General features: G+C 43.0%; 21 protein-coding genes. 10 read left to right on the top strand and 11 right to left on the bottom strand.

Features of this window, described 5'->3' with window-relative positions; translation table 11 throughout:
- The first annotated feature begins 205 nt into the window (after nucleotides 1-205).
- The 8 genes from JK188_RS08380 (at nucleotide 206) to JK188_RS08415 (ending at nucleotide 7,872) form a co-directional block, all read left to right on the top strand.
- Nucleotides 206-745, top strand: coding sequence for a fimbrial protein (locus JK188_RS08380; protein WP_211886654.1), 540 nt, complete (start codon nucleotides 206-208; stop codon nucleotides 743-745).
- 63 nt (nucleotides 746-808) lie between these two features.
- Nucleotides 809-1,537, top strand: coding sequence for a fimbrial biogenesis chaperone (locus JK188_RS08385; protein WP_211886652.1), 729 nt, complete (start codon nucleotides 809-811; stop codon nucleotides 1,535-1,537).
- A complete protein-coding gene (locus tag JK188_RS08390) occupies nucleotides 1,518-2,084 on the top strand; it encodes a fimbrial protein (protein WP_336431242.1) in 567 nt (188 codons plus the stop codon). Before JK188_RS08385 ends, JK188_RS08390 begins: the two co-directional genes overlap by 20 nt.
- 11 nt (nucleotides 2,085-2,095) lie before the next feature.
- Complete coding sequence (locus JK188_RS08395) at nucleotides 2,096-2,632, top strand: fimbrial protein (RefSeq protein ID WP_249215465.1); 537 nt, start codon at nucleotides 2,096-2,098, stop codon at nucleotides 2,630-2,632.
- 56 nt (nucleotides 2,633-2,688) lie between these two features.
- Nucleotides 2,689-3,441, top strand: a complete 753-nt coding sequence (locus JK188_RS08400) for a fimbrial biogenesis chaperone (protein ID WP_211886648.1) — start codon at nucleotides 2,689-2,691, stop codon at nucleotides 3,439-3,441.
- The gene (locus tag JK188_RS08405; protein ID WP_211886646.1) at nucleotides 3,432-4,181 is read left to right on the top strand and encodes a fimbrial biogenesis chaperone; all 750 of its coding nucleotides are present in this window, start codon (nucleotides 3,432-3,434) and stop codon (nucleotides 4,179-4,181) included. The genes JK188_RS08400 and JK188_RS08405 overlap by 10 nt, the downstream gene beginning before the upstream one ends.
- The gene (locus tag JK188_RS08410; protein ID WP_249215464.1) at nucleotides 4,171-6,753 is read left to right on the top strand and encodes a fimbria/pilus outer membrane usher protein; all 2,583 of its coding nucleotides are present in this window, start codon (nucleotides 4,171-4,173) and stop codon (nucleotides 6,751-6,753) included. Before JK188_RS08405 ends, JK188_RS08410 begins: the two co-directional genes overlap by 11 nt.
- Nucleotides 6,754-6,768: 15 nt before the next feature.
- Nucleotides 6,769-7,872 (top strand): hypothetical protein, encoded by a 1,104-nt coding sequence (locus tag JK188_RS08415; protein ID WP_211886644.1) that lies wholly within the window; start codon nucleotides 6,769-6,771, stop codon nucleotides 7,870-7,872.
- 67 nt (nucleotides 7,873-7,939) lie between these two features.
- On the opposite strand, the gene dxs is transcribed toward JK188_RS08415, so the two are convergent.
- The 3 genes from dxs to xseB form a co-directional block, all read right to left on the bottom strand.
- Complete coding sequence (gene dxs / locus JK188_RS08420; protein WP_211886642.1) at nucleotides 7,940-9,805, bottom strand: 1-deoxy-D-xylulose-5-phosphate synthase; 1,866 nt, start codon at nucleotides 9,803-9,805, stop codon at nucleotides 7,940-7,942.
- Nucleotides 9,806-9,979: 174 nt separating this feature from the next.
- The gene (gene ispA / locus JK188_RS08425) at nucleotides 9,980-10,897 is read right to left on the bottom strand and encodes a (2E,6E)-farnesyl diphosphate synthase (protein ID WP_211886640.1); all 918 of its coding nucleotides are present in this window, start codon (nucleotides 10,895-10,897) and stop codon (nucleotides 9,980-9,982) included.
- A 3-nt stretch (nucleotides 10,898-10,900) separates the two neighbouring features.
- The gene (gene xseB / locus JK188_RS08430; RefSeq protein ID WP_036953869.1) at nucleotides 10,901-11,152 is read right to left on the bottom strand and encodes an exodeoxyribonuclease VII small subunit; all 252 of its coding nucleotides are present in this window, start codon (nucleotides 11,150-11,152) and stop codon (nucleotides 10,901-10,903) included.
- 223 nt (nucleotides 11,153-11,375) lie between these two features.
- Between xseB and thiI the strand changes: the two genes are divergently transcribed.
- Nucleotides 11,376-12,827 carry a tRNA uracil 4-sulfurtransferase ThiI gene (gene thiI, locus JK188_RS08435; RefSeq protein ID WP_036953873.1) on the top strand — a complete coding sequence of 484 codons (1,452 nt, stop codon included), beginning with the start codon at nucleotides 11,376-11,378 and terminating at the stop codon, nucleotides 12,825-12,827.
- 54 nt (nucleotides 12,828-12,881) lie between these two features.
- On the opposite strand, the gene yajL is transcribed toward thiI, so the two are convergent.
- Nucleotides 12,882-13,475: a protein deglycase YajL gene (gene yajL / locus JK188_RS08440; protein ID WP_211886638.1), complete on the bottom strand. Its 594-nt coding sequence runs from the start codon at nucleotides 13,473-13,475 to the stop codon at nucleotides 12,882-12,884.
- Nucleotides 13,438-14,349, bottom strand: a complete 912-nt coding sequence (panE, locus tag JK188_RS08445; protein WP_036953879.1) for a 2-dehydropantoate 2-reductase — start codon at nucleotides 14,347-14,349, stop codon at nucleotides 13,438-13,440. Before panE ends, yajL begins: the two co-directional genes overlap by 38 nt.
- A gap of 174 nt (nucleotides 14,350-14,523) precedes the next feature.
- On the opposite strand from panE, the gene JK188_RS08450 reads away from it, so the two are divergent.
- Nucleotides 14,524-15,015, top strand: coding sequence for a YajQ family cyclic di-GMP-binding protein (locus tag JK188_RS08450; RefSeq protein ID WP_036953882.1), 492 nt, complete (start codon nucleotides 14,524-14,526; stop codon nucleotides 15,013-15,015).
- A gap of 76 nt (nucleotides 15,016-15,091) precedes the next feature.
- Here JK188_RS08450 and JK188_RS08455 read toward each other — a convergent pair whose 3' ends face one another.
- From JK188_RS08455 to cyoA, 6 genes are all read right to left on the bottom strand, one after another.
- Nucleotides 15,092-16,453 carry an MFS transporter gene (locus JK188_RS08455; RefSeq protein WP_211886636.1) on the bottom strand — a complete coding sequence of 454 codons (1,362 nt, stop codon included), beginning with the start codon at nucleotides 16,451-16,453 and terminating at the stop codon, nucleotides 15,092-15,094.
- A 364-nt stretch (nucleotides 16,454-16,817) separates the two neighbouring features.
- Entirely contained in the window at nucleotides 16,818-17,705 is an 888-nt protein-coding gene (gene cyoE / locus JK188_RS08460) for a heme o synthase (protein WP_036953887.1), read from the bottom strand.
- Nucleotides 17,706-17,717: 12 nt separating this feature from the next.
- Nucleotides 17,718-18,050, bottom strand: coding sequence for a cytochrome o ubiquinol oxidase subunit IV (locus JK188_RS08465; RefSeq protein WP_006657209.1), 333 nt, complete (start codon nucleotides 18,048-18,050; stop codon nucleotides 17,718-17,720).
- Nucleotides 18,051-18,665, bottom strand: a complete 615-nt coding sequence (locus tag JK188_RS08470; protein WP_036953890.1) for a cytochrome o ubiquinol oxidase subunit III — start codon at nucleotides 18,663-18,665, stop codon at nucleotides 18,051-18,053.
- Nucleotides 18,655-20,646 (bottom strand): cytochrome o ubiquinol oxidase subunit I, encoded by a 1,992-nt coding sequence (gene cyoB, locus JK188_RS08475; protein ID WP_154628300.1) that lies wholly within the window; start codon nucleotides 20,644-20,646, stop codon nucleotides 18,655-18,657. The genes JK188_RS08470 and cyoB overlap by 11 nt, the downstream gene beginning before the upstream one ends.
- 4 nt (nucleotides 20,647-20,650) lie before the next feature.
- Nucleotides 20,651-21,643 (bottom strand): cytochrome o ubiquinol oxidase subunit II, encoded by a 993-nt coding sequence (gene cyoA / locus JK188_RS08480; protein WP_211886634.1) that lies wholly within the window; start codon nucleotides 21,641-21,643, stop codon nucleotides 20,651-20,653.
- Between the last annotated feature and the right edge of the window lie 249 nt (nucleotides 21,644-21,892).

The raw sequence follows: 21,892 nt of genomic DNA on the forward strand, positions 1-21,892 counted from the left end.
GTGCGTATACCGAGTAAGGATATTCAAGTAGTATGCTTGTGAAATAACAAGCAAGAATTAATTTTTATAAAACACGCCTTATTTTTTTTTAGAAAAATTAAATTTTTCTATTTGGCTTGTTATTTTTTAATAAAGTCATCTCGGTTTTGTTTTGATAAAAATATATTTATCTCAATTTTATATTATCTATTAATAAGGGTTTACTATGTTAATTAATAAAAAAAATCTGATCGTATTATCTATCGCTGCTGGCTTAGGTTTTTCAGGTGCAGCAATGTCTGCAACGAACGCACAAGTAACAGTGACTGGAAATATTGCTGCTGCAACATGTGATTTAAGCGTCACAAATACCAATATCGATTTAGGGACTTTTATCTCTTCAGATATTGAAAATATCGGAACGATTGCAGGTAGCACTCATAATTTTGATATGAGCTTATCTAACTGTAGCCAAGAGTTTGATGGTGAAAGTGGTAAATTCGTACAAATGTATGCGAAAGGTACTGCTTTAGCAGCGAATACTTCTTTATTTAACAATGTTGAAAAAGGAACTGTTGGTGTGGCAGTGACTGCTGACGGTAAAGAAGTAAAGCCAAATACAAACGTTCAATTAAGCAGCATTAAGTCTCTGGCTGAAGGCGGTTCTGCTGTGATCCCAATGAATGTGGCATTGAACTCAACTGTGATCAAACCCGCTTCACAGCGTATCGAAGCGCCGATTACTTTCTCTGTAAGCTACGAGTAAGTTTGTTGTGAAATGGCAGGTTTCTGCCATTTCACTTTTTAACGCATCACGAGAAGGTAAAACATGAAATTATTAACTTTACTCCGTACGCTTCCTGTTTTTGCAATCCTGTTTTTTATTCAAGTAGGAACTGCGTCTGCGGCTGGCGTCGGTATCAATGCCACTCGAGTCATTTTCAACCAAGGCAATCAGTCAGTCCCTGTCACTCTGCGAAATAGTACAGAGAAGGAAGAATATTTGGTTCAGGTTTATCTGACAAAAATCGCCAAAGGTACGGCGCAAGACCAAACTTTAGATGTGCTTCCTCCTATGTTCTATCTCGCATCAAAACAGCAGCGCGATGTTCGCTTAGTGGAAGGTGCTGGAGCATCTGCATTACCGAAAGATAGGGAATCTGTTTTTTATTTTCATGCTAGAGCCATTGCGGCAAGTGAAAAGAATGCTGGGCAACAGAATGCAGCGATGAAAGGTGAAGTGAAAATTGCATTAGAGAGCGTGATTAAAGTTTTTTATCGCCCTAAAAACCTGACGTTAACGGTAGAACAAGCTCAAGGTAGCCTGACATTTGAAGAGACAGTGAGCGGAATCAAAGTGATTAATCCATCGCCGTATTACATCACATTGTCATCATTGAGTGTGGGGGGAAAAGCGGTGACGTTAAACCCTGAAATGAATAACACCATGATAGCGCCTTTTAGCAGTATGGATTACCCAACCCCGGTGAAAAAAGGCAAAAAAGTCTGGGCTGTCATCAATGATCTTGGGGGACGAAGTGAGTATTCACAACCTTAAATTAGGACAGTATCGATGGGTGCTTTTCGCTGGGATATATTCCATTGTGGCGATACCTGAAGTGAATGCAGCGAATACCTTAGAGTTGACCGCAGAAATTGACAATGCAGGAGAGTGTGATATTGCGATTAGCCCTTCGTTGATAGAATTCAAACGGCGTCCTTCTGTGGGCGAATTTGCGGCGAATGATGCGGTAGATATCCAGCTATTAAGCTTGTCGTATAAATGTACGGGCTATGAAACCAATGCTCGCCCTGAAATAAAAGTGACAGGGAATACAGCTGCCGATACCAATTTGTTTTTAACAGCTGATCCAAAAGGCGCCAAAGGCGTTGGTTTTATGCTGAAAGATGGCGCGGTGAAGGAGCTTTCTGGTTATTACAATGCAGGAAAAACAGTCGTTAATGGTGATTCGGTGCTCCTACCCGCAGGGGCTAATGATGGAGAAAAACCTTTTACGGTAGGTTTTATTCGCCAAGTTGGTAATAACACCGTCACCGCAGGTGCCGTGAAAGCAGCCATTTTATTTACTGTCGTGATGCCATAAATGGAGGCGATATGAACAAATATTCATATTTTCTCATGGCTTTATTGTTTATTTTTACAGGGGAACTGTTTGCGGCTTCAAATTCGGTGAGCATTAACTTTGATGCGCATTTATATCGCAGAACGTGCGATGTAAACCTCTCCGAAAGTGTGGTGGCTTATGGAAAAGTGAAACCTCAAACCATTGTTGATAATGACTTAGGTACCAGTACCGCTCTGAATCGTAATGTTATTTTAACCTTAGCTAACTGCTCAGGACTGGGAACATTAAATGGTAGCAAAGTCATTGTGACTGGCCCTAGTCAAGTCATGAACGGGGAAGCCTTGTTTAAGGAAAGTGGCTCTTCAGGCGGTGTGGGGATTCGATTAAAAGCAGATGGAAAAAATAAGGTCAGTGGAGATTCAGTTTGGGATTTGTCTACGACCAGTAATCAAGGAAGTCAAATTACAGTGGTCACGGCACTTTCATGTGGAAATTGTCAAAACGTTCAGAAAATTCAATTAGGCACATTTAAAGCCACCATGATGTTTACCGTTTTAGCTTATTGAGCCGTTTATTGAGTGATAAATCTATTCATAATAAAAATAACGGAATACTTTCAAAAATGTTTAAGAAAACAGGTGCATTATTTTTTATTTCTCATTTATTGGTGCTGTTAATTAGCATTAACGTTAATTCAGCACAAGCGGGATTACGTCTAGAAAAAAGTCGTATTATTTGGAGTGATTCCGACACTCAGCAATCAGTGGTATTAACCAATGACAGTGATGACATTTATTTAATTCAGTCCGGTGTATTTAATACACCAACGGGCACTCAAGAATCGCCACTGTTTTCTGTTATTCCACCTTTATATCGTTTAGATGCGAATAAACAGCAAACGATGAAAGTCTTATTACAAAGCTCTCCAGAATCATTGCCTCAAGATAGAGAGTCAGTTTTCTATTTTAGCGCGATTGCTATTCCGGGTGTTTCTCCTGAATTAACAGAAAATGCAGCGGCGCAATTATCTATCGGTACTCGCTTAGTCATTAAGCTATTTTATCGTCCCGTTAAATTTACTCAGTCGCCAGATGCTGCCGTTGCTAATTTGCAATTTCACACATTGCCGAAAGGTTTATGTGTTGCGAATCACTCCCCTTATTTTATTACGCTCAGCGAAGTCAAAGTGGGTCATCAAGTATTTGCTCAGTTAGCTGGCACGATGGTGGCGCCGTTTAGTCAGCAGACATTGGCGATTTCAGAATCCATTTCTGTACAAACGCCGATGCGTTGGCAAGCCATCAATGATTACGGTGGTGACACTGCACCTTACTCCGGTTCGGTGAAGGAGAATAAGGGGCTGTTATGTCAGTAATGAAATTGCTGTGTGGATGGGTTTTGATGATGGGGCTAAGCCCTGCATTTGCCTCAGAGACAAATGAAGGTTTTCATTTTTCACCTGAACGTTTGGTCTATTTGGAAAGTAATACCAAAGGGATCTCTGCGGGTCTACAAAATGGCACCTCAAAAGCGGCATTGATCCAGGCGCAGGTTGTACCGACGGATCTTCAAACGGGTTTACCTTTGACTGAACATCAAGGGGAAAGTCATGAGGCTTTTTTGATTACGCCGCCATTACATAAATTAGATATCAATGAGCGTTTTAACTGGCGTATTCAGCGTGTTAATGATGGAAAACTCGCTACCGACAGAGAAACTGTTTTCTACGTTGCACTGAAAGTGATCCCAGAATCTAGTGCGAATGATAAGGCCTCATCACAATTTATTTTGGCGCCAACTATTTATTTAAAAATGTTGTATCGCCCGAAACAAATTGAAGAATTGCGTTTAGATGCTCAAACCGCAAAGTTAGGCGTCACCGCGCAAGGTAGAAAAATCACGATTACTAATCCAACGCCACTCTCTATGACATTAGCCAGTCTGTCAGTGGGGGATTATGAGGTGCCAGTAGAAAAATTCACTCATGGAATTGCCCCTTTTGGGCAACAAGTTATTTTTCTCGAAAAAAATGTATCAGGTACGATCTCATGGCGTGTGTTGAACGAATACAGCATACCGACAAAGGTTGAAGTGAGGGGCGAGAATGAAAGCTAAAATGCGTGATGGCGCTTTTACCGTTTCTCCAATTGCTTTGGCTCTTGCATGCTGTTTATCCATGGGAAATGCGGCGGCAGAACCTTATTTTGATCCAACACTCTTAAATCTACCTGAAGGAACTAGCATAGATAGCATTGATTTATCTGCATTTACGCGCTCTGAATCGGTAACGGCGGGGCGTTATGTGGTTACGCTGAGGATCAACAAAGAAGATCAAGGGCAAAAAGAGATCTATTTTTCTGCGGATGCGGCGGGAAATATCGTGCCGGAAATTACGCCAGCATTATTGGATGAATATGGCGTTAATGTTGAGAGTATTCCAACATTAAGATCCTTACCAAAAGATGAACCGATCGCGTCTTTAGAGGCGGTTCTACCAGATTCTCAAGTTCAGTTTGATGTATCTAAGTTGGATCTCAATATCAATATTCCTCAAGTCGCTATGCGTCATAAAGCGCGTGGTGCGATAGACCCGAGTTTATTGGACCAAGGGATTACTGCGTTTTTGTTTAATTATCAAATCAATGGCAGTAAACAAAAGCACAGTGGCTCTAGTGCAAGTGGTAAAAATACCAATGATTCGTTGTATGCCAATATTAGCGGTGGTTTTAACTTGGCGGCGTGGCGCTTGCGTTCAAATTTTCTGTATATGGAAAACAAATCCAAGAGCAATGGCTACAGCACCAGTCATCGGGAAAGCGAGTTTTCGCGCACAACGGTTTCACGGGACATTCAGCGTTTAGATTCTGAGTTAGTGATTGGGGAAACCAGTACTCTCAGCGATGTCTTTGATAGCGTTCCATTTAAAGGTGTTCGCTTGTTATCGAATGAACTCATGCTGTCCAAAGGGGATCGTGGATTTGCGCCAGAAATTCGCGGTGTTGCCATGTCTAACTCGCGGATCATCATCAGACAAAATGGCAACATTATTTATCAAACCTATGTGGCTCCAGGGCCTTTTGTCATCAATGATATTTATCCAACAGGAACGGCAGGGGACTTAGAGGTTTCAGTTCAAGAGGAAGATGGAACAACCCGAGTATTCACTCAGGCATTTTCTTCATTACCCGTCATGCAACGCGCTGGTGGAGTTAAATATGAAGTTGCTGCGGGTAAATATGATGGAGGGCTCACGGATGGTTCTAAAGAGCAGCAATTTATTATGGGAACGCTGATCTATGGTTTACCGAAGGCAATCACTCTGTATACAGGTTTACTCGGGGCAAATCATTATTGGAGCGGAATGGTTGGAACTGGGATTTCACTCGGTAGTTTTGGTGCGCTTTCCATGGATATTACCCACGCACAAGCCTCAATTAATCATGAAAGTAAGCAAGGGCAATCTCTTCGTGTTCGCTATTCTAAAAACTTATCAGAAAGTGGCACATCCGTTGATTTAACCGCACTGCGCTACTCAACGAAAGAATACTACAGTTTTGCGGATTTCAACCAAGTGGGTTATCAGTTAAAAGAGAACGTTGCACCGTGGCTTAATGGTCGCCAGCGTAGCAGTTTCCAAACCTATATTAACCAATCTCTGGGTAAATGGGGTTCTATCTATTTACGCGGAATGCGCAGTGATTATTGGGGTAAATCTGACACAGTAACGACGCTAGGCATTGGTTATAACGGTTTTTATCGTGGTATCAACTATGGCATTGATTACAGCATTAGCCGTACCGAAGGTAATGGAAATTGGCCTGAAAATAAGCAAGTTAGTGTGAATATGAGTATTCCATTCAGTATTTTCAGTGAACACAAGAATATTGAGAACATTAATAGTACGTTCCAAGTGAGCCATGATAATTCAGGGCGCACTTACCAGCAGGTTGGTATTAATGGCCAGTTATTAGATAACAAGCTGAGTTATCAGCTGGCTGAAAGTGGCGATAATCGCGATCAAAAAATGACAAGCTCGGTGAATGTGGGCTATCAAGGCAGTAAAGGGTATTACGGCGGTGGATATAGCTATGGCCGTGATAGCCAAATGATGTATGCCAATGCATCAGGTGGAATAGTTATCCATTCAGGTGGTGTTTTGCTAAGTCAGTATTTAGGTAATTCGGCAGCCATAGTTTATGCCCCAGATGCAGCGGGAACTAAGGTGAATAATGGCTCAACGGTTATCGATGCCAATGGTTACGGTATTATTCCGCATTTATCAGACTATACGCAAAATATTGCAAATTTGGATGTGAATACATTACCTGAGAACGTTGAAAGCAAAGAGAATGCGCTGAACCTTTACCCAACTAAAGGGGCAATCGTGAGAGCGAACTTTAAAACCTTAAAAGGGTATCAAGCGATGATCACTTTGCAGCAACCGAACAATGTTCCAATGGGCGCAATCGCCTCGTTGCACCAAGATGATAATACAGATGATGCCATCATTTCAGGCATTGTAAGTGATAACGGACGCGTTTATTTAAGTGGATTGCCAGAGTCAGGGCAGATAGTTATCAAATGGGGCAAAAGTGGTTCTGAGCGCTGTGAAGCGCCTTTTAGTATGGATAAATCCACAGAAAATGCCTATTCGTCATTACGTAATTTAACCTTGTCATGCCACTAATCGGATGAATATTTTATGAAAACCAATGTAATCAAGAAAAAGACATTTGTGGGATGGAAAAGCGTACTACTGAGCGGTTTGCTCGTTTTTATGGCGAGTGCACCCAGCTTTGCAAAAACAGTGACGGTTATGAATGGGCGTGGATTGATTGGTGTTTATGGTGAATATAATACCTCGCTAACGGGAACGACAAGTGCACCATCTTGGGGGGAAACTGCCAATTTTCACTATGTACAGTTTTATAATAACTTTAATGGGATCATAAATTACTGTGTTGATGGTGGAGGGTTAGTCACCAATATTGATGGTGTCAGAGGGATGCCTATTGCGGGTGGTGATATGATCATGGTACCCGAATTTGTGTTTGTTGATGAAAGAAGGCAGTCACTACTGAATACTTACATTGACACTATTACAGGCCATTTTAATGGATGGGGTTCGGGCACGAATGAACAGCTCGGTACGGGAGGGTGTCTTTGGTCACCGAGCCAAAGTACTCCAACACCAGCAATACGCCATTCCGTTACTGCGACAGGGCGTATGTTGATTTATGGTACAGGTAATCAGCGCAATGGAACTTATCGATTAGCGGATGATATTGGGATTGTTATTCAAAATCCTAGAAATGGAACGACGGCGAGGCAAATCGTCTCCAAAGCGGAAAATATTATCGTGACGGTATCAGGGCTAACTTGCACTTTAAATACACCATCTTATGTGAATTTTGGTTCTCACAGCGCGAGTAGCAAAAGTAATGAGTTGCTTTCGACTATGCGAAACAACATGTCAGTGCAGTGCGATCAAATCGTGAATAAGGTCGCAGCGACGATTTCGTTATCAGGCAATGTGAAACCGCAATATTACGCAGGCAATAATCTGGAAGTGAACTTATTGAATGCTCAACAGCAAGCCGGTGCGTATGTCAAAATGTACGTCATGGTGAATGGTAATAAAACACCGATTACTTTAGATCAACGCCCAATTGATTTAGCCAAAATCACTGCACAGCAAACCAATGTCAGTTTTAATAATGAGCTCGTGTATGAGCTTTATTCTCGTGGTAATAATGTGGCGGGTAAGGTGAGTGGCAGTGCAGAATTATCAATAATTATGCGCTAAAAGTAAGATAAATTAGTCAATGAGTTAAGGCGTTACTTTTGTGGTAACGCCTTAATTTTTCTATAAGTTATTTATTCTGGTAAGTACTGATGGCGCTCACGATCCCTGTCGCGTCTAAACCGAGATCTGCTAATAACTCATCTTGAGTACCTTGAGGAATAAAGAAATCCGGTAGACCTAAATTCAGAACTGGCAGGATTTTCTTCTCGCTCATTAGGAATTCATTCACACCGCTGCCTGCACCGCCCATAATCGCATTTTCTTCCAACGTTACGATCAGGTCATGGGTATTGGCCATTTCTAAGATCAGCGCTTCATCTAATGGTTTCACAAAACGCATATCGACGACGGTGGCATTGATTTGTTCTGCGGCTTCTAAGGCGTTACTCAGTAATGTCCCGAAGCTGAGGATCGCCACTTTTTCACCTTGGCGGCGGACAATCCCTTTACCAATTTCAAGCGGTGCTAATGGCATTAGCTCAGCCCCTGTACCTGCGCCACGAGGGTAGCGAACCGCGGTAGGACCTTCTTGATAATGGTAGCCAGTGTGCAGCATTTGACGGCATTCATTTTCATCACTTGGCGTCATGATCACCATTGTTGGGATGCAACGTAAGAATGAAATATCGAATGATCCTTGGTGAGTTTGACCATCAGCACCGACGATACCGGCACGATCAATGGCAAACATCACTGGGAGTTTCTGGATAGCGACATCGTGGATCACTTGGTCGTAACCACGTTGTAAGAAGGTGGAGTAAATCGCCACAATTGGGTTGTAACCGCCAATGGCAAGTCCCGCGGCGAAGGTTACTGCATGCTGCTCAGCAATCGCGACATCAAAATATTGGTCTGGATACTCTTTCGAGAAACGCACCATACCAGAACCTTCACGCATCGCTGGGGTGACGGCCATCAGTTTATCGTCGTCTTTAGCTTCTTCACATAACCAATCCCCAAAAATTTTGGAGAATGTCGGTCTGGTATCTTTGCTTTTTGGTAACGTAAAAGTGGCAGGGTCAAACTTAGGTACGGCGTGCCAGCTAATTGGGTCTTTCTCTGCCGGCTCATAGCCACGACCTTTTTTGGTCATAATGTGCAGGAATTGAGGTCCTTTTAACTCGCGCATATTTTTTAACGTTTGGATCAGCGCAATCACATCGTGTCCGTCAACAGGACCAATGTAGTTAAAGCCTAATTCTTCAAACATGGTGCCAGGCACAACCATGCCTTTGATATGTTCTTCCGTTTTCTTGAGTAACTCTTTGATTGGCGGAATATTCGAGAAAACTTTCTTTCCACCTTCACGCAGCGTGGTATATAGCTTGCCGGAAAGTAAATGGGCTAAATGGTTATTCAGCGCGCCAACGTTTTCTGAAATCGACATTTCATTGTCGTTGAGGATCACCAGCATATCGGGCGCAGCATCCCCAGCATGGTTCATGGCTTCGAAAGCCATACCCGCAGTAATGGCGCCATCACCGATAACACAAACTGTTTTGCGGTTTTTATCTTCTTTTTCTGCGGCGATAGCCATACCTAAACCGGCACTAATGGAGGTTGAGGAATGACCAACACTAAGAATGTCGTACTCGCTTTCAGCACGCCATGGGAATGGATGTAACCCATTTTTTTGACGTATGGTGTCGATTCTGTCACGGCGCCCAGTCAAAATTTTGTGTGGGTACGCTTGATGACCGACGTCCCAAACAAGATTATCAAACGGGGTTTTATAGACATAATGTAGAGCAACAGTTAATTCAATGGCGCCCAATCCAGAGGCAAAGTGACCGCTCGAGCGACTGACGCTATTTAATAGAAATTGTCTCAGTTCATCACAAAGCTTTGGCAAGCTTTCTTTTGGCAGAAGGCGCAGTTCATCAGGCGTCTCTGCCAGTGCCAGCGTTGGATATTTCGCGGTATCTATACTCATTAGGTGCTCACTACTTAAATTAATTAGGGCGATGCCTGTTAACGTCGAGCGGTTGCTGACCGTGATTTTTGTGTGTTGAACGTATTTTATAAGTTGTCACAACGGCTCTAAGTTACTCAGGTAATCAATGTTATAATTATCGGTCTTATCTATACCAAAAGGCAAAGTATATTGTTAGCTTTTGCGCTCAATGACAAAATTGGCTAAAGCTCTCAATAACTCTGTATTGTAACCTTGGGATTGCAATGATTCTAAAGCCGCGATCGCATCTTGATAGAGCTCTTTGGCTTTTTGTTGGGCAGCTTCAAGACCTAACAGTGATGGATAAGTGCTTTTTTCATGTTGTTCATCAGCACCTTGGCGTTTGCCTGTCACTGCGCTGTCTCCGATGACGTCTAGAATATCGTCTTGAACTTGAAAGGCAAGCCCAATAGATTCGGCGTATTTATCTAAACTAGCTAATGCTTGATGACCTTTATGACCTGCGGCATAGGCGCCGAGACGAATAGCGGCTCGGATTAATGCGCCAGTTTTATGCTGGTGGATACGCTCGAGTGAAATCAGATCAACGTGCTTGCCTTCAGCATCAAGATCCAATGCTTGTCCACCGCACATACCCGCTAAACCGCTGGCATAAGCCAGTTCTGCAATCATCGCAATGCGGTCTTTATCGGACACATCGAACATAGGGGCGCTGGAGAGTAATTGGAATGCGAATGTTTGTAAGGCATCTCCGGCGAGTACGGCATTACCTTCACCAAACTTTATGTGGCAAGTTGGTTGCCCACGACGCAGGTCGTCGTCGTCCATAGCAGGTAAATCATCATGGATCAGCGAATAAGCATGGATGCATTCTACAGCGGCAGCGGGTGCATCTAAGCTATCCAGGCTAACGCCCAGCATTTCACCGACGGCATACGTTAAGAAAGGGCGTAAGCGCTTACCACCAAGTAAAGTGCCATATTTCATGGCTTGTGCTAATGGCAGATCAGCAAAAGGGAGCGCATCTAATGAGGTTAATAAGTATTGATTAACTCTATCGTGAGCTTGGCGTTGCTGGCGCACAAAGGTGTCTGGGTGTTGTTCGGACATAATTTATTCTGTATCAGGTGAGAAATCGTCGAGGGCTTTATTTTCGTCATCGCTCAGCAAAATTTGTACACGTTGCTCTGCTTGCTGAAGGACTTTTTGACCTTGCTTAGCAATTTGGACGCCTCGCTCAAATTCGTTTAAGGCATCTTCCAAAGGTAGCTCTCCGGATTCTAGGCGAGCGACAATTTGCTCAAGCTCTTGAAGGGAGTTTTCAAAACTAACAGTGGGAACTTGCTGAGATTTTTCTTTAGCCATAATCGTTAATCACTAATGTTAAATCACTTAAAAGTGGGGGAAACTTTAATTATTGTGCAGACTAACTTAGTCTCGCAATGGTTACAATTTATTATTGGTGTTTTTAGATTCAGTACGCAAGATAGTGCTATAATACGCCTCTTTATTGACAACTGGTAAAGTGCACGACAGTCACTTTTTCGCAACGTCCGTTTGCCCCACTAACCAAGAACATGCCACGACTATGAAGTTTATTATTAAGTTATTCCCAGAAATCACTATCAAAAGCCAAACAGTTAGACTCCGTTTTATTAAAATTCTAACCAGTAATATCCGCAATGTATTGAAGAGTCTTGGCGAAGAGATCTCGGTTGTCCGTAATTGGGATAACATTGAAGTGCGTGTTAAAGGGGAATCAAAGCACGACGAAATTTGTGACATGCTGAGCCGCATTCCCGGCATCCACCACATCTTAGAAGTGGAAGAGAAGCCTTTCACCAGTTTACACCATATTTTTGAAATGACACTGGAAGCCTACGGGGCATCAGTGGAGAACAAAACGTTCTGTGTGCGTGTGAAGCGCCGTGGTAAACACGAATTTTCATCCATTGATGCAGAGCGTTATATTGGTGGCGGTTTAAATCAGCATATCGCTTCCGCAAAAGTGAAACTGAAAGATCCTGATACCACCGTACATCTGGAAATTGAAGATGACAATTTGATCCTCGTGAAAGCGCGTATCGAAGGGATCGGCGGCTTCCCAATTGGTACACAAGAAGATGTACTGTCACTGATTTCAGGTGGTTTTGACTCCGGGGTTTCCAGCTATATGTTAATGCGCCGTGGTTGCCGAGTGCATTACTGCTTCTTTAATCTCGGCGGTGCTGCCCATGAAATTGGCGTAAAGCAAATTGCTCACTATTTATGGAACCGCTTTGGCAGCTCCCATAAAGTGCGTTTTATTGCCGTTAACTTTGAACCTGTTGTGGCTGAGATTTTAGAGAAAGTCGATGACGGTCAAATGGGTGTCGTATTAAAACGTATGATGGTACGTGCGGCTTCTAAAGTGGCTGAGCGCTATGGCGTTCAAGCTATCGTAACGGGTGAAGCACTGGGACAGGTTTCTAGCCAAACGCTAACTAACTTACGTTTAATTGATAATGCGTCAGATACCTTAGTGTTACGTCCGCTGATCTCTCACGATAAAGAACACATTATCAAGTTAGCTCGTCAAATTGGTACGGAAGATTTCGCGAAAACCATGCCGGAATATTGCGGTGTGATTTCGAAAAGCCCAACCGTGAAAGCGGTGAAAGCACGTATTGAAGCGGAAGAAGAGAACTTTGATTTTGGTATCTTAGAGTCTGTCGTTGAGCAGGCACAAAACATTGATATTCGCCAGATCGCGCAAGAAAGTCTTGAGAAAGTACCTGAAGTTGAGATGGTCAGCCAACTTTCGGCAGATAATGAAGTTATCTTAGATATTCGCTCAATCGATGAGTTTGAAGATAAGCCATTGAAGGTCGAAGGAATTGAAATTAAACATATTCCATTCTACAAACTGGGCACGCAATTTGGTGATTTACCAAAAGAGAAAACGTACCTGTTGTATTGCGACCGTGGTGTAATGAGCCGTCTGCAAGCATTGTACTTGAAAGAGCAAGGCTTTGAGAATATTAAGGTTTATCGCCCGTAAGTTGTCAGGTGATATTGAATGAAAAAGCGAGCTGATTAGCTCGCTTTTTTGTTTCTAATCTTCCAGATAATCATTAATGCCCGGTGGCAAAACGAGTTGTGAGGCGACATTGGCAGCGGTTTCTCGCCCTTGCAATAATTCAATTAATTTCAGTGCAAAGTCAAAGGCTGTCGCAGGACCTTGGCTAGTCAGTAAATTCACTCGCTCATCAAAGTAGACGCGCTTATCGACCCATTTATGGGCTGGAATTTTATCTCGCATGCTTGGAAAACCAGTCATGTTTCCGAGAGGAAATAGTTGGTGGTATTCCAAAACTAATGCAGGGGCGGCACAAATGGCTGCCACAATTTTTCCATCTAAATGCATGCGCCTGACTTTCTCAACCACCAGTGGGCTATCACGAAAAGCTTCTGCACCGGCTAGACCGCCGGGTAACACGATGGCGTCAAAAGGTTCGTCCGCAACGCGGATGATGGGCAGGTCAGCAACGAGTTTAATACCTCGAGATGCGGTTATCTCTAACGCTCCGTTTTCCGTCACACTGGCTAATGTCACCTGTATTCCGGCACGAACCAGTAAATCGGCAGTAGTGACGGTTTCAATTTCTTCACTACCATTGGCGATGCATATCAGCACGGAGGTTGTCATAACTTTGTTCTCTATTTTTAATTAAGTGGTACAAACGATCATTCTCAGGGGTGGCTAAGCCATGAGCTCGGGCTTTTTTGATTAAGAAGCCCGTGATGTAATCAATTTCAGTTCTGCGATGATGTCGCACATCTTGTAGCATGGATGAATAGTTTTCTGAGGTTTGATGAATAATGTCATAGACGCGTTCAGTCATCTCTTCTTTATCAGTATGCAATCCCTCGGCAACCATCACTTGGCAGCATTCATCTATGACCCGAACAATCTGTTCTGGATAGTGAATGATTTGCCCATTGGTACAATTGTGTTCCGTGGAAAGCGGGTTTATCACGCAATTAACCACCAGTTTTCGCCAAATAGTATTGAGGATTTGATTATGCCATGCCACATCCGGTAGGGCTTCATGCAAAATATTGGCGATAGGGTAATAAGCTTCTGCTTGAGAGTTGACGGCGCCGATATGAGTGATGCCGCTAGCAATATGAAAAACTTGGTTGTTATCTTGCCATGCCGCATGAGTTGTAACTCCGCTCAAAAATGGATGGCGCAATGTGCCTAACTCTTCCAATGTACCTAACCCGTTATGCAGTAAGAGAATCGGGCTAGTTTCAGGAATGATGGGCAGCAAGGGCAATAAGGCATCTGAAACTTGCCATGCTTTCAAACAGACAATCACTAATTCGCTTGTGTGTAGATGCTGATGATTATTGCAAGGAATTAATTCGCGGAAAATTTTATCGTCAGGTCCATTAACATCAACAAATAAGTCGGATTGAGCAACTCGCAGCCATCCTTGGACATCGTGTCCTTGTGAGGAAAGGGCGGCTAGCCAAAGTTTACCAATAGCACCACAGCCAATCAGGGTTATTTTCATCGATTTTCCCTACTATCTGAGAGCGGTTGATTTGGATTAATAACCGCCATCATAGCGATTTTAATAGGATATCCAAATAATTAGTTGTGTTATACAAGTGAGCCAATCTGACAACATGGAGTGTCATGGGCAAATAAGCTATTATAAGCCTATTGATTATAGGAGAGCGTTAAAATGCCATCATTTGATATTGTATCTGAAGTTGAAATGAGTGAAGTCCGCAATGCGGTAGAAAATGCTCAGCGCGAACTTACTAGCCGCTGGGATTTTAAAAATATCACTGCAAGCTTTGAACTGAACGATAAGAATGAGTCTATCAAAGTGACCAGTGAATCCGATTTCCAAGTTTTACAACTGCTTGATATTTTAAGAGAGAAAATGGCAAAACGGGGAATTGATGGCGCAGTGCTGAATGTCCCTGAAGATATTGTACATAGTGGTAAAACTTACAGCGTGGAAGTGACTTTAAAACAAGGCATTGAAGCGAGTATGGCGAAGAAAGTTGTTAAGCTGATTAAAGACAGCAAGTTGAAAGTGCAGGCGCAAATTCAAGGTGAACAAGTGCGTGTAACGGGCAAAGCGCGAGATGATTTGCAAGCTGTTATGGCGTTAGTCCGTGGCGGCAATTTAGGTCAACCATTCCAGTTCAATAACTTCCGCGACTAATTGATAAGCGTGTTTTAGTTATTGAAAATAGCCCGCGATATTGCGGGCTATTTGTTATTTATAAGATTACATATGATTAAGCATGAACAATGGCTTCAAGCTCTGCTCGGTTAACCACTTTTTTATCAATCTTGATATAAATACTCATCTCTTCAGCAATCACAACCACATCAAGCACACCGTTCATGGCTTTTAACTGTTCCTGAAGCTTACTGATATTTTTAAAACGATGCGGGAGAACCATGCGAATACTGCTGACGTAAGGCGGTTGTTTCATGGTTAAGCTGATAACGAACCAGATAACGCAAAGTAGTAATCCGCCGATAAATACGGTACTGGCCCCTTCAAATTTATACAACCAGCCGCCCAGAATTCCGCCTAAGGCTACTCCTAGAAATTGGCTGGTGGAGTAGACGCCCATGGCTGTGCCTTTGTATCCGGCAGGCGCTTCTTTACTGATCAGGGACGGCAAAATGGCTTCCATCACGTTAAATGCAATAAAGAACAGTTGGATCCCTAAGAAGATAATCCAAAGTTGGCGACCTGATTGCCATAAAACAATTTCCGCAGCCGCTAAGAGCAAAATGCAGAACAGGAAAACCTGCTTCATCTTGCGCTGTTTTTCCGCGTAAATAATAAAAGGAAGTACGCAAACAAAGGCGACTAACATGGTGACTAAATACGCTTTCCAGTGATCTTTTGCCAAGTAACCGGCATCGGCCATGATCAAGGGGAGGGCGACAAAGCTGGACATTAACAGTGTATGTAGGCTTAAAATCCCAACATTCAGCTTGAGAAGTTGAGAGTTAAGTAAAACGGCTTTTAAATTGCTTTTAACAAAAGCAGATTCACGGTTTACAACATGGTGAGTATTGTTAGGTACCACAAAGATAGTAACGAAAATAGCGCCGACGGCTAATAAAGTGATTCCCCAAAATAAACCGCTTAAACCAACGGCATGGGTTACAATCGGTCCTAAAACTAAGGCAATAGCAAACGTTACGCCAAAGCTTATACCTAAAAATGCCATCGCTTTTGTACGATTTTGTTCACGGGTCAAATCCGATAACAAGGCCATAACGGCAGCAGAGATAGCGCCAGCTCCCTGTAAAGCTCGACCAATAATAATGCCCCAAATAGAATCGCTTAATGCGGCAATGACGCTGCCCATAATAAATATCAGCAACCCAAAAATAATCAGTGGTTTGCGACCAATACGGTCAGACATTAAACCAAAAGGGATTTGAAAAACAGCTTGGCTAAGCCCATAAATACCGATCGCCAAGCCAATCAAAAACTCGTTAGCGCCCTGTAAGTGCATCCCATAGCTGGTGAGGATCGGGAGCACCATAAACATGCCGAGCATGCGAAGGGAGAATACGGATCCTAGTCCCCAAGTGGCGCGGAGTTCTAGGTGGGTCATTTTATTATCATTCATAAAAATACTCGTTATATTTTGAGCTGTAGCGGTGTTGGCTACGCTCACTAACCCTAGTCACGTAGTTATCTACGTTCCTAGGGATTAGCTTCACTTGCCGCCTTGCTACAACCCAAACTATTTAGAGTATTAAATCTTAATGAGCTTAAATTATTCTTTTTATTTCGGGTTGTAGCTGTTTTGGTGTTAATTTAAAGATAAATCAGTCAGTTAGGTTGTTATTATATAAAGACATTGGCTTATTGATAGCAGGCGGCTATTTAACCATAAAAATCATCACAAAAATATTCGCAGACAAAGAAAAACGGCGGGAAGTTTGCACTCCCCGCCGTTTGAACACATTTATTGTCAATAATGCAATAAATTATCGGACTAACGCTATAACAGTATCGCTTGTAACGGTTGGGTCAACTGACATCATCACACTCAGCGAAGTAATCGCTACGATGGAGAAGATGAACAGCTTACGCGCCCAAACTCGGTCGTCATTTTCGGTTTTGAAACCAGAAATTGCCATACCAAGCCACCATAAGCTAACCGCAGCGCCGACAACCAGATATTTATAGCCCGCGTATCCGCTAATCGCTAACATTAATGTAGCGACCATAAACGCAAGGATATACAAGAAGATATGAGTCTTAGCGACAGATATGCCCTTGATCACGGGTAACACCGGAATGTTTGCGGCTTTGTAATCCTTAAAGCGGAAAATTGCGATGGCATATGAGTGCGGCATCTGCCACAAGCTGAATATTAACAGCAGGATTAAGGCTCCAGCGTCAAATTCATTTGTGACAGCGCAGTAGCCGATAACCGGTGGTGCTGCGCCAGATAGGCTGCCAATCAACGTGCCATAAACTGACTTACGCTTCATGTACAGGCTATACACGCCCACGTACACAATGAAACCAATGAGTGCAAGTAGCATTGCCAGTGCATTGGCTGCTACGAGTAGCAGCACCATACCAGCAATACCTAATGCAGCAGCGTAAATCAGGCTAACTTTCGGGTCAATCAGCCCTTTAACTAAAGGGCGATTCTTAGTTCTTTCCATGATACGGTCAATATCACGGTCGATGTAGTTGTTAAATACACAACCAGAAGCCACGACCAATGATACACCCAGCAAAGTCGCAATAAACAGCGGGTAGTCAATTGACCCTTTAGAGGCCAGCAGAAAACCGCCGATCACAGAAATCAAATTTCCGAATATAATTCCTGGTTTGGTCACTTGCAGGTATTGCTTAAACATATCGGCAACTCTTTAGTCGAGCATCATATTGATGTTCAGGTTGTACATAATCCACAGAGAGCCAATAACAACGATACCGATGATTAGCATAGTGAACAGGAATGCAATCAGGTTCCAGCGCTCATCTGATGATGTATTCATGTGTAAGAAACAAACAAGGTGTACAAGGATTTGCACAACAGCCATTCCAACAACAGTTGCTAGAATAACGCCTTGTGAAGCTGTTCCATTCATCACCATCCAGAAAGGGATTACAGTCAGGATAACTGACAGAATAAAGCCAATCAGGTATGTCTTAACGCTACCGTGGCTTGCTCCAGTATGAGCATCTTTTGCATGACTCATTTAAATAGCCCCCAGAAGATAAACAACGGTAAATACACAGATCCAAACAACATCTAAGAAGTGCCAGAACAGGCTCAGGCAGTTCAGACGGGTTTTGTTAACTGCAGTCAGACCACGACGACAGTTTTGGATAATCATCAGAATGATCCAAACCAGACCACAAGTTACGTGGATACCGTGAGTCGCAACTAATGCGAAGAAAGCAGATAAGAAGCCACTACGATCTGGGCCGTAGCCTTCAGCGATCAGTTCGTGGAACTCATAAACTTCCATAACAACGAAGCCAAGACCAAATAAGAAAGTAATGAACAGCCATAAGTTAACGGCAGCCACTTTCTCTTTGTGCATTGCAATCATTGCAAAACCGTAGGTGATACTACTGAATAACAGTAAGAATGTTTCACCTAATACGAACTGCAAACTAAAGATGTCTTTACCAGCAGGACCGCCAGCAGTGCCATCAGATAAAACCACGTAAGTTGCAAACAAGCTAGCAAACAGGATCAGGTCACTCATTAAGTAGATCCAGAATCCGAATACTTTTGTTGCACCCGCATCGTGGTGCCCATGCTCTGCATGGGCTACATTATGATTAGTCATTGTATTAGTTGACATCGTTCACACCTGCCTTACGTAATTCTTCAAAGTGCTTATTCTCGATTTGTTCGATTTCAGCCACAGGTACGTAGTAATCAACATCTTCGTCGAAGCTTTTTGCAATCCAAGTAACAATCATGCCACCGAAACCAACGATTGCCAGCCACCAGATGTGCCAGATCATTGCGAAACCAAAAATCAAGCTAAATGCAGCGATGATAACGCCAGCGCCTGTATTTTTCGGCATATGAATTTCTTCATATGAAGTAGGTTTCTTATGAGCGATACCTTTCTCTTTCATATCCCACCAAGCATCGCGAGTTTGAATCTGTGGTTCAACAGCGAAGTTGTAGAATGGTGCCGGAGAAGAAGTTGCCCACTCCAGAGTACGTCCACCCCATGGGTCACCGGTTAAATCACGGTTTTCATGACGGTCACGGATACTCACGATAATTTGGATAACTTGGCAAGCAATACCCAGAGCAATCAGACCTGCACCACACGCAGCTGCAACCAGCATACCGTGATAGGTTGGGTCAATATTTTGGCTCAGACGACGGGTCATACCCATAAAGCCAAGGATATATAACGGCATGAATGCTAAGAAGAAACCAGTGATCCAGAACCAGAAGGCACGAACACCCCATTTCTCATTCAGCGTGAAGCCGTAAGCTTTCGGGAACCAGTAAGTCATACCAGCGAAGCATCCGAATACCACACCACCGATAATAACGTTATGGAAGTGAGCAATCAGGAACAGGCTGTTGTGCAGAACGAAGTTCGCACCTGGAACCGCTAACAGAACACCAGTCATACCACCCACAGAGAAGGTGATGATAAAACCGATAGTCCATAACATTGGTGATTTGAACTCGATACGACCTTGGTACATGGTGAACAGCCAGTTGAAAATCTTAACCCCTGTAGGGATTGCGATAATCATCGTAGCGATACCAAAGAAGGCGTTAACGTTCGCACCTGAACCCATCGTAAAGAAGTGGTGTAACCATACGATGAAGGACATCACGGTGATAACGATGGTTGCCCACACTAGTGAGGTATAACCAAACAGACGCTTTTTCGAGAAGGTTGCTGCAATTTCTGAGAACACACCGAACACTGGCAGAACAAGGATATACACCTCAGGGTGACCCCATGCCCAAATCAGGTTGATGTACATCATCATGTTGCCGCCCATATCGTTAGTGAAGAAATGGGTGCCCAGATAACGGTCTAATGTCAGTAACGTGATAGTCACTGTCAGAATTGGGAATGCTGCAATAATCAGGATGTTGGTACAGAATGCTGCCCAGCTAAATACTGGCATTTTCATCATCGACATACCCGGTGCACGCATGCGGATAATGGTCGCGAAGAAGTTAACACCTGTTAATAGCGTACCGATACCGGATATCTGGAGACTCCATATCCAATAATCGACCCCGACTCCCGGGTTGTACTCCAAGCCGGACAGAGGAGGGTATGCTAACCAACCAGTTTGTGCGAATTCACCTACCCCTAATGAGATGTTGATTAATACAACACCCACTACGAAGAACCAGAAGCTCAGGGAGTTAAGGAATGGGAATGCAACGTCACGGGCACCAATTTGCAGAGGAACAACTAAGTTCATCAGACCAACAACAAATGGAGTTGCCATGAAGAAAATCATGATAACGCCGTGCGCTGTAAAGATCTGATCATAGTGGTGAGGGTTTAAGAAACCTTCTTGACCCGCTGAAGCCAGTACTTGCTGGCCACGCATCATGATCGCATCCGCGAATCCACGGAATAACATCACCATCGCAACGATGATGTACATAATACCAATTTTTTTATGGTCAACAGAGGTTAACCACTCTTTCCACAGCCATTTCCATTTTCCGAAATAGGTGATTGCACCGACTAAGCCGAGTCCGCCGAGGACAATGGCAATCAGTGTAACAACGATAATCGGTTCATGAAGTGGAACTGCGTCCAGTGTTAATTTTCCAAACATGCCCTTATTCCTCAGCGCCTGCATGAGCGTTATGGCTCATATGCATTGAATGACCTGTAGATTCTTGCGCTTGAGCAGTGTTGCCCATGTGCATAGAATGATTTGTTTCATTATTCGCATCTACAGGAGCGTGACCTTTATGGTGCTCATGACCAAACTTCATAATGATATCTTCATAAAGTTTAGGTTTCACGCTAGAGAAGTAGGTAACAGGAACGTTCATGCTAGGTTTAGCAACTTCGTCGAATGCCTGCATCGTATCCATAGTTTTTGGTGATGCTTTTACTTTCTGTACCCACTCATCGAAGCCTTGGCGATCTGCTGTTGCAATAGCATTAAACTTCATATCTGAGAACCCGTGACCGCTATAGCTTGCTGAGAAGCCTTTATAGGTACCTGGTTCGTTAGCGATTAAGTGAAGTTTTGTCTGCATACCCGCCATCGCGTAGATCTGTCCACCTAAAGATGGGATGAAGAATGAGTTCATCACAGAATCAGACGTGATTTTGAAGTTTACAGGAACACCAGTAGGGAATGCGATTTCATTGACTGTAGCAATGCCTTGATCTGGATAGATAAAGATCCATTTCCAGTCAGCTGAAATAACTTGAATGGTAACAGGTTCCTGATCACTAACTAATGGCTGATACGGGTCCAGCTCATGAGTCGTTTTCCAAGTGATAGCACCTAGAATAATGATAATAATGATAGGAACTGTCCAACAGACTAACTCAATTTTGTTAGAGTGAGCCCAGTTAGGACGGTAGGTAGCTGACTTATTGGATTCACGATATTTTACAGCGAAGATAATCGCCATGAAAATAACAGGAATCACAACAAGGAGCATCAAACCAATTGCAATAAGAATCAGTTCTTTTTGTTTTACGCCAACGGCGCCTTTCGGATCCATCAACACCATATCACAACCGCCTAATAATAAGGCTGCTGCAACAAGTGAGATTGCTCCAATGCTTTTTTTGTAGTTCATAAGTCTCATCCACGACCCCAAATGACAAGAATCTAATTGTCGTTTCATCAGTGCGGGCATTTTACGGTAAGGTTGTGCGAGTGTAAATGATTGTAAGGTAAAGAAACGGAATTGTTAGCTCTTTATGTTAATATGATCACATGTAAAGCTTTTGCTTCTAAAAAGTTAAAATTGCTGCTAATTATAGGTATGTTTTGATAAAACAGTATGAATACTAAATTATCTTGGTAATTTTTCAAAGAAAAATATATACAAAAT

The sequence above is a fragment of the Providencia sp. JGM181 genome, from assembly GCF_018257375.1.
In the GTDB taxonomy this organism is placed as follows: Bacteria; Pseudomonadota; Gammaproteobacteria; order Enterobacterales; family Enterobacteriaceae; genus Providencia; species Providencia lanzhouensis.

Bases quoted from the DNA above. Each gene is read 5' to 3' on its own strand.
- JK188_RS08380 (WP_211886654.1), top strand. From the start codon at position 206: ATGTTAATTAATAAAAAAAATCTGATCGTATTATCTATCGCTGCTGGC.
- JK188_RS08385 (WP_211886652.1), top strand. From the start codon at position 809: ATGAAATTATTAACTTTACTCCGTACGCTTCCTGTTTTTGCAATCCTG.
- JK188_RS08395 (WP_249215465.1), top strand. From the start codon at position 2,096: ATGAACAAATATTCATATTTTCTCATGGCTTTATTGTTTATTTTTACA.
- JK188_RS08400 (WP_211886648.1), top strand. From the start codon at position 2,689: ATGTTTAAGAAAACAGGTGCATTATTTTTTATTTCTCATTTATTGGTG.
- JK188_RS08405 (WP_211886646.1), top strand. From the start codon at position 3,432: ATGTCAGTAATGAAATTGCTGTGTGGATGGGTTTTGATGATGGGGCTA.
- JK188_RS08410 (WP_249215464.1), top strand. From the start codon at position 4,171: ATGAAAGCTAAAATGCGTGATGGCGCTTTTACCGTTTCTCCAATTGCT.
- JK188_RS08415 (WP_211886644.1), top strand. From the start codon at position 6,769: ATGAAAACCAATGTAATCAAGAAAAAGACATTTGTGGGATGGAAAAGC.
- dxs (WP_211886642.1), bottom strand. From the start codon at position 9,805: ATGAGTATAGATACCGCGAAATATCCAACGCTGGCACTGGCAGAGACG.
- ispA (WP_211886640.1), bottom strand. From the start codon at position 10,897: ATGTCCGAACAACACCCAGACACCTTTGTGCGCCAGCAACGCCAAGCT.
- xseB (WP_036953869.1), bottom strand. From the start codon at position 11,152: ATGGCTAAAGAAAAATCTCAGCAAGTTCCCACTGTTAGTTTTGAAAAC.
- thiI (WP_036953873.1), top strand. From the start codon at position 11,376: ATGAAGTTTATTATTAAGTTATTCCCAGAAATCACTATCAAAAGCCAA.
- yajL (WP_211886638.1), bottom strand. From the start codon at position 13,475: ATGACAACCTCCGTGCTGATATGCATCGCCAATGGTAGTGAAGAAATT.
- panE (WP_036953879.1), bottom strand. From the start codon at position 14,349: ATGAAAATAACCCTGATTGGCTGTGGTGCTATTGGTAAACTTTGGCTA.
- JK188_RS08450 (WP_036953882.1), top strand. From the start codon at position 14,524: ATGCCATCATTTGATATTGTATCTGAAGTTGAAATGAGTGAAGTCCGC.
- JK188_RS08455 (WP_211886636.1), bottom strand. From the start codon at position 16,453: ATGAATGATAATAAAATGACCCACCTAGAACTCCGCGCCACTTGGGGA.
- cyoE (WP_036953887.1), bottom strand. From the start codon at position 17,705: ATGTTTAAGCAATACCTGCAAGTGACCAAACCAGGAATTATATTCGGA.
- JK188_RS08465 (WP_006657209.1), bottom strand. From the start codon at position 18,050: ATGAGTCATGCAAAAGATGCTCATACTGGAGCAAGCCACGGTAGCGTT.
- JK188_RS08470 (WP_036953890.1), bottom strand. From the start codon at position 18,665: ATGTCAACTAATACAATGACTAATCATAATGTAGCCCATGCAGAGCAT.
- cyoB (WP_154628300.1), bottom strand. From the start codon at position 20,646: ATGTTTGGAAAATTAACACTGGACGCAGTTCCACTTCATGAACCGATT.
- cyoA (WP_211886634.1), bottom strand. From the start codon at position 21,643: ATGAGACTTATGAACTACAAAAAAAGCATTGGAGCAATCTCACTTGTT.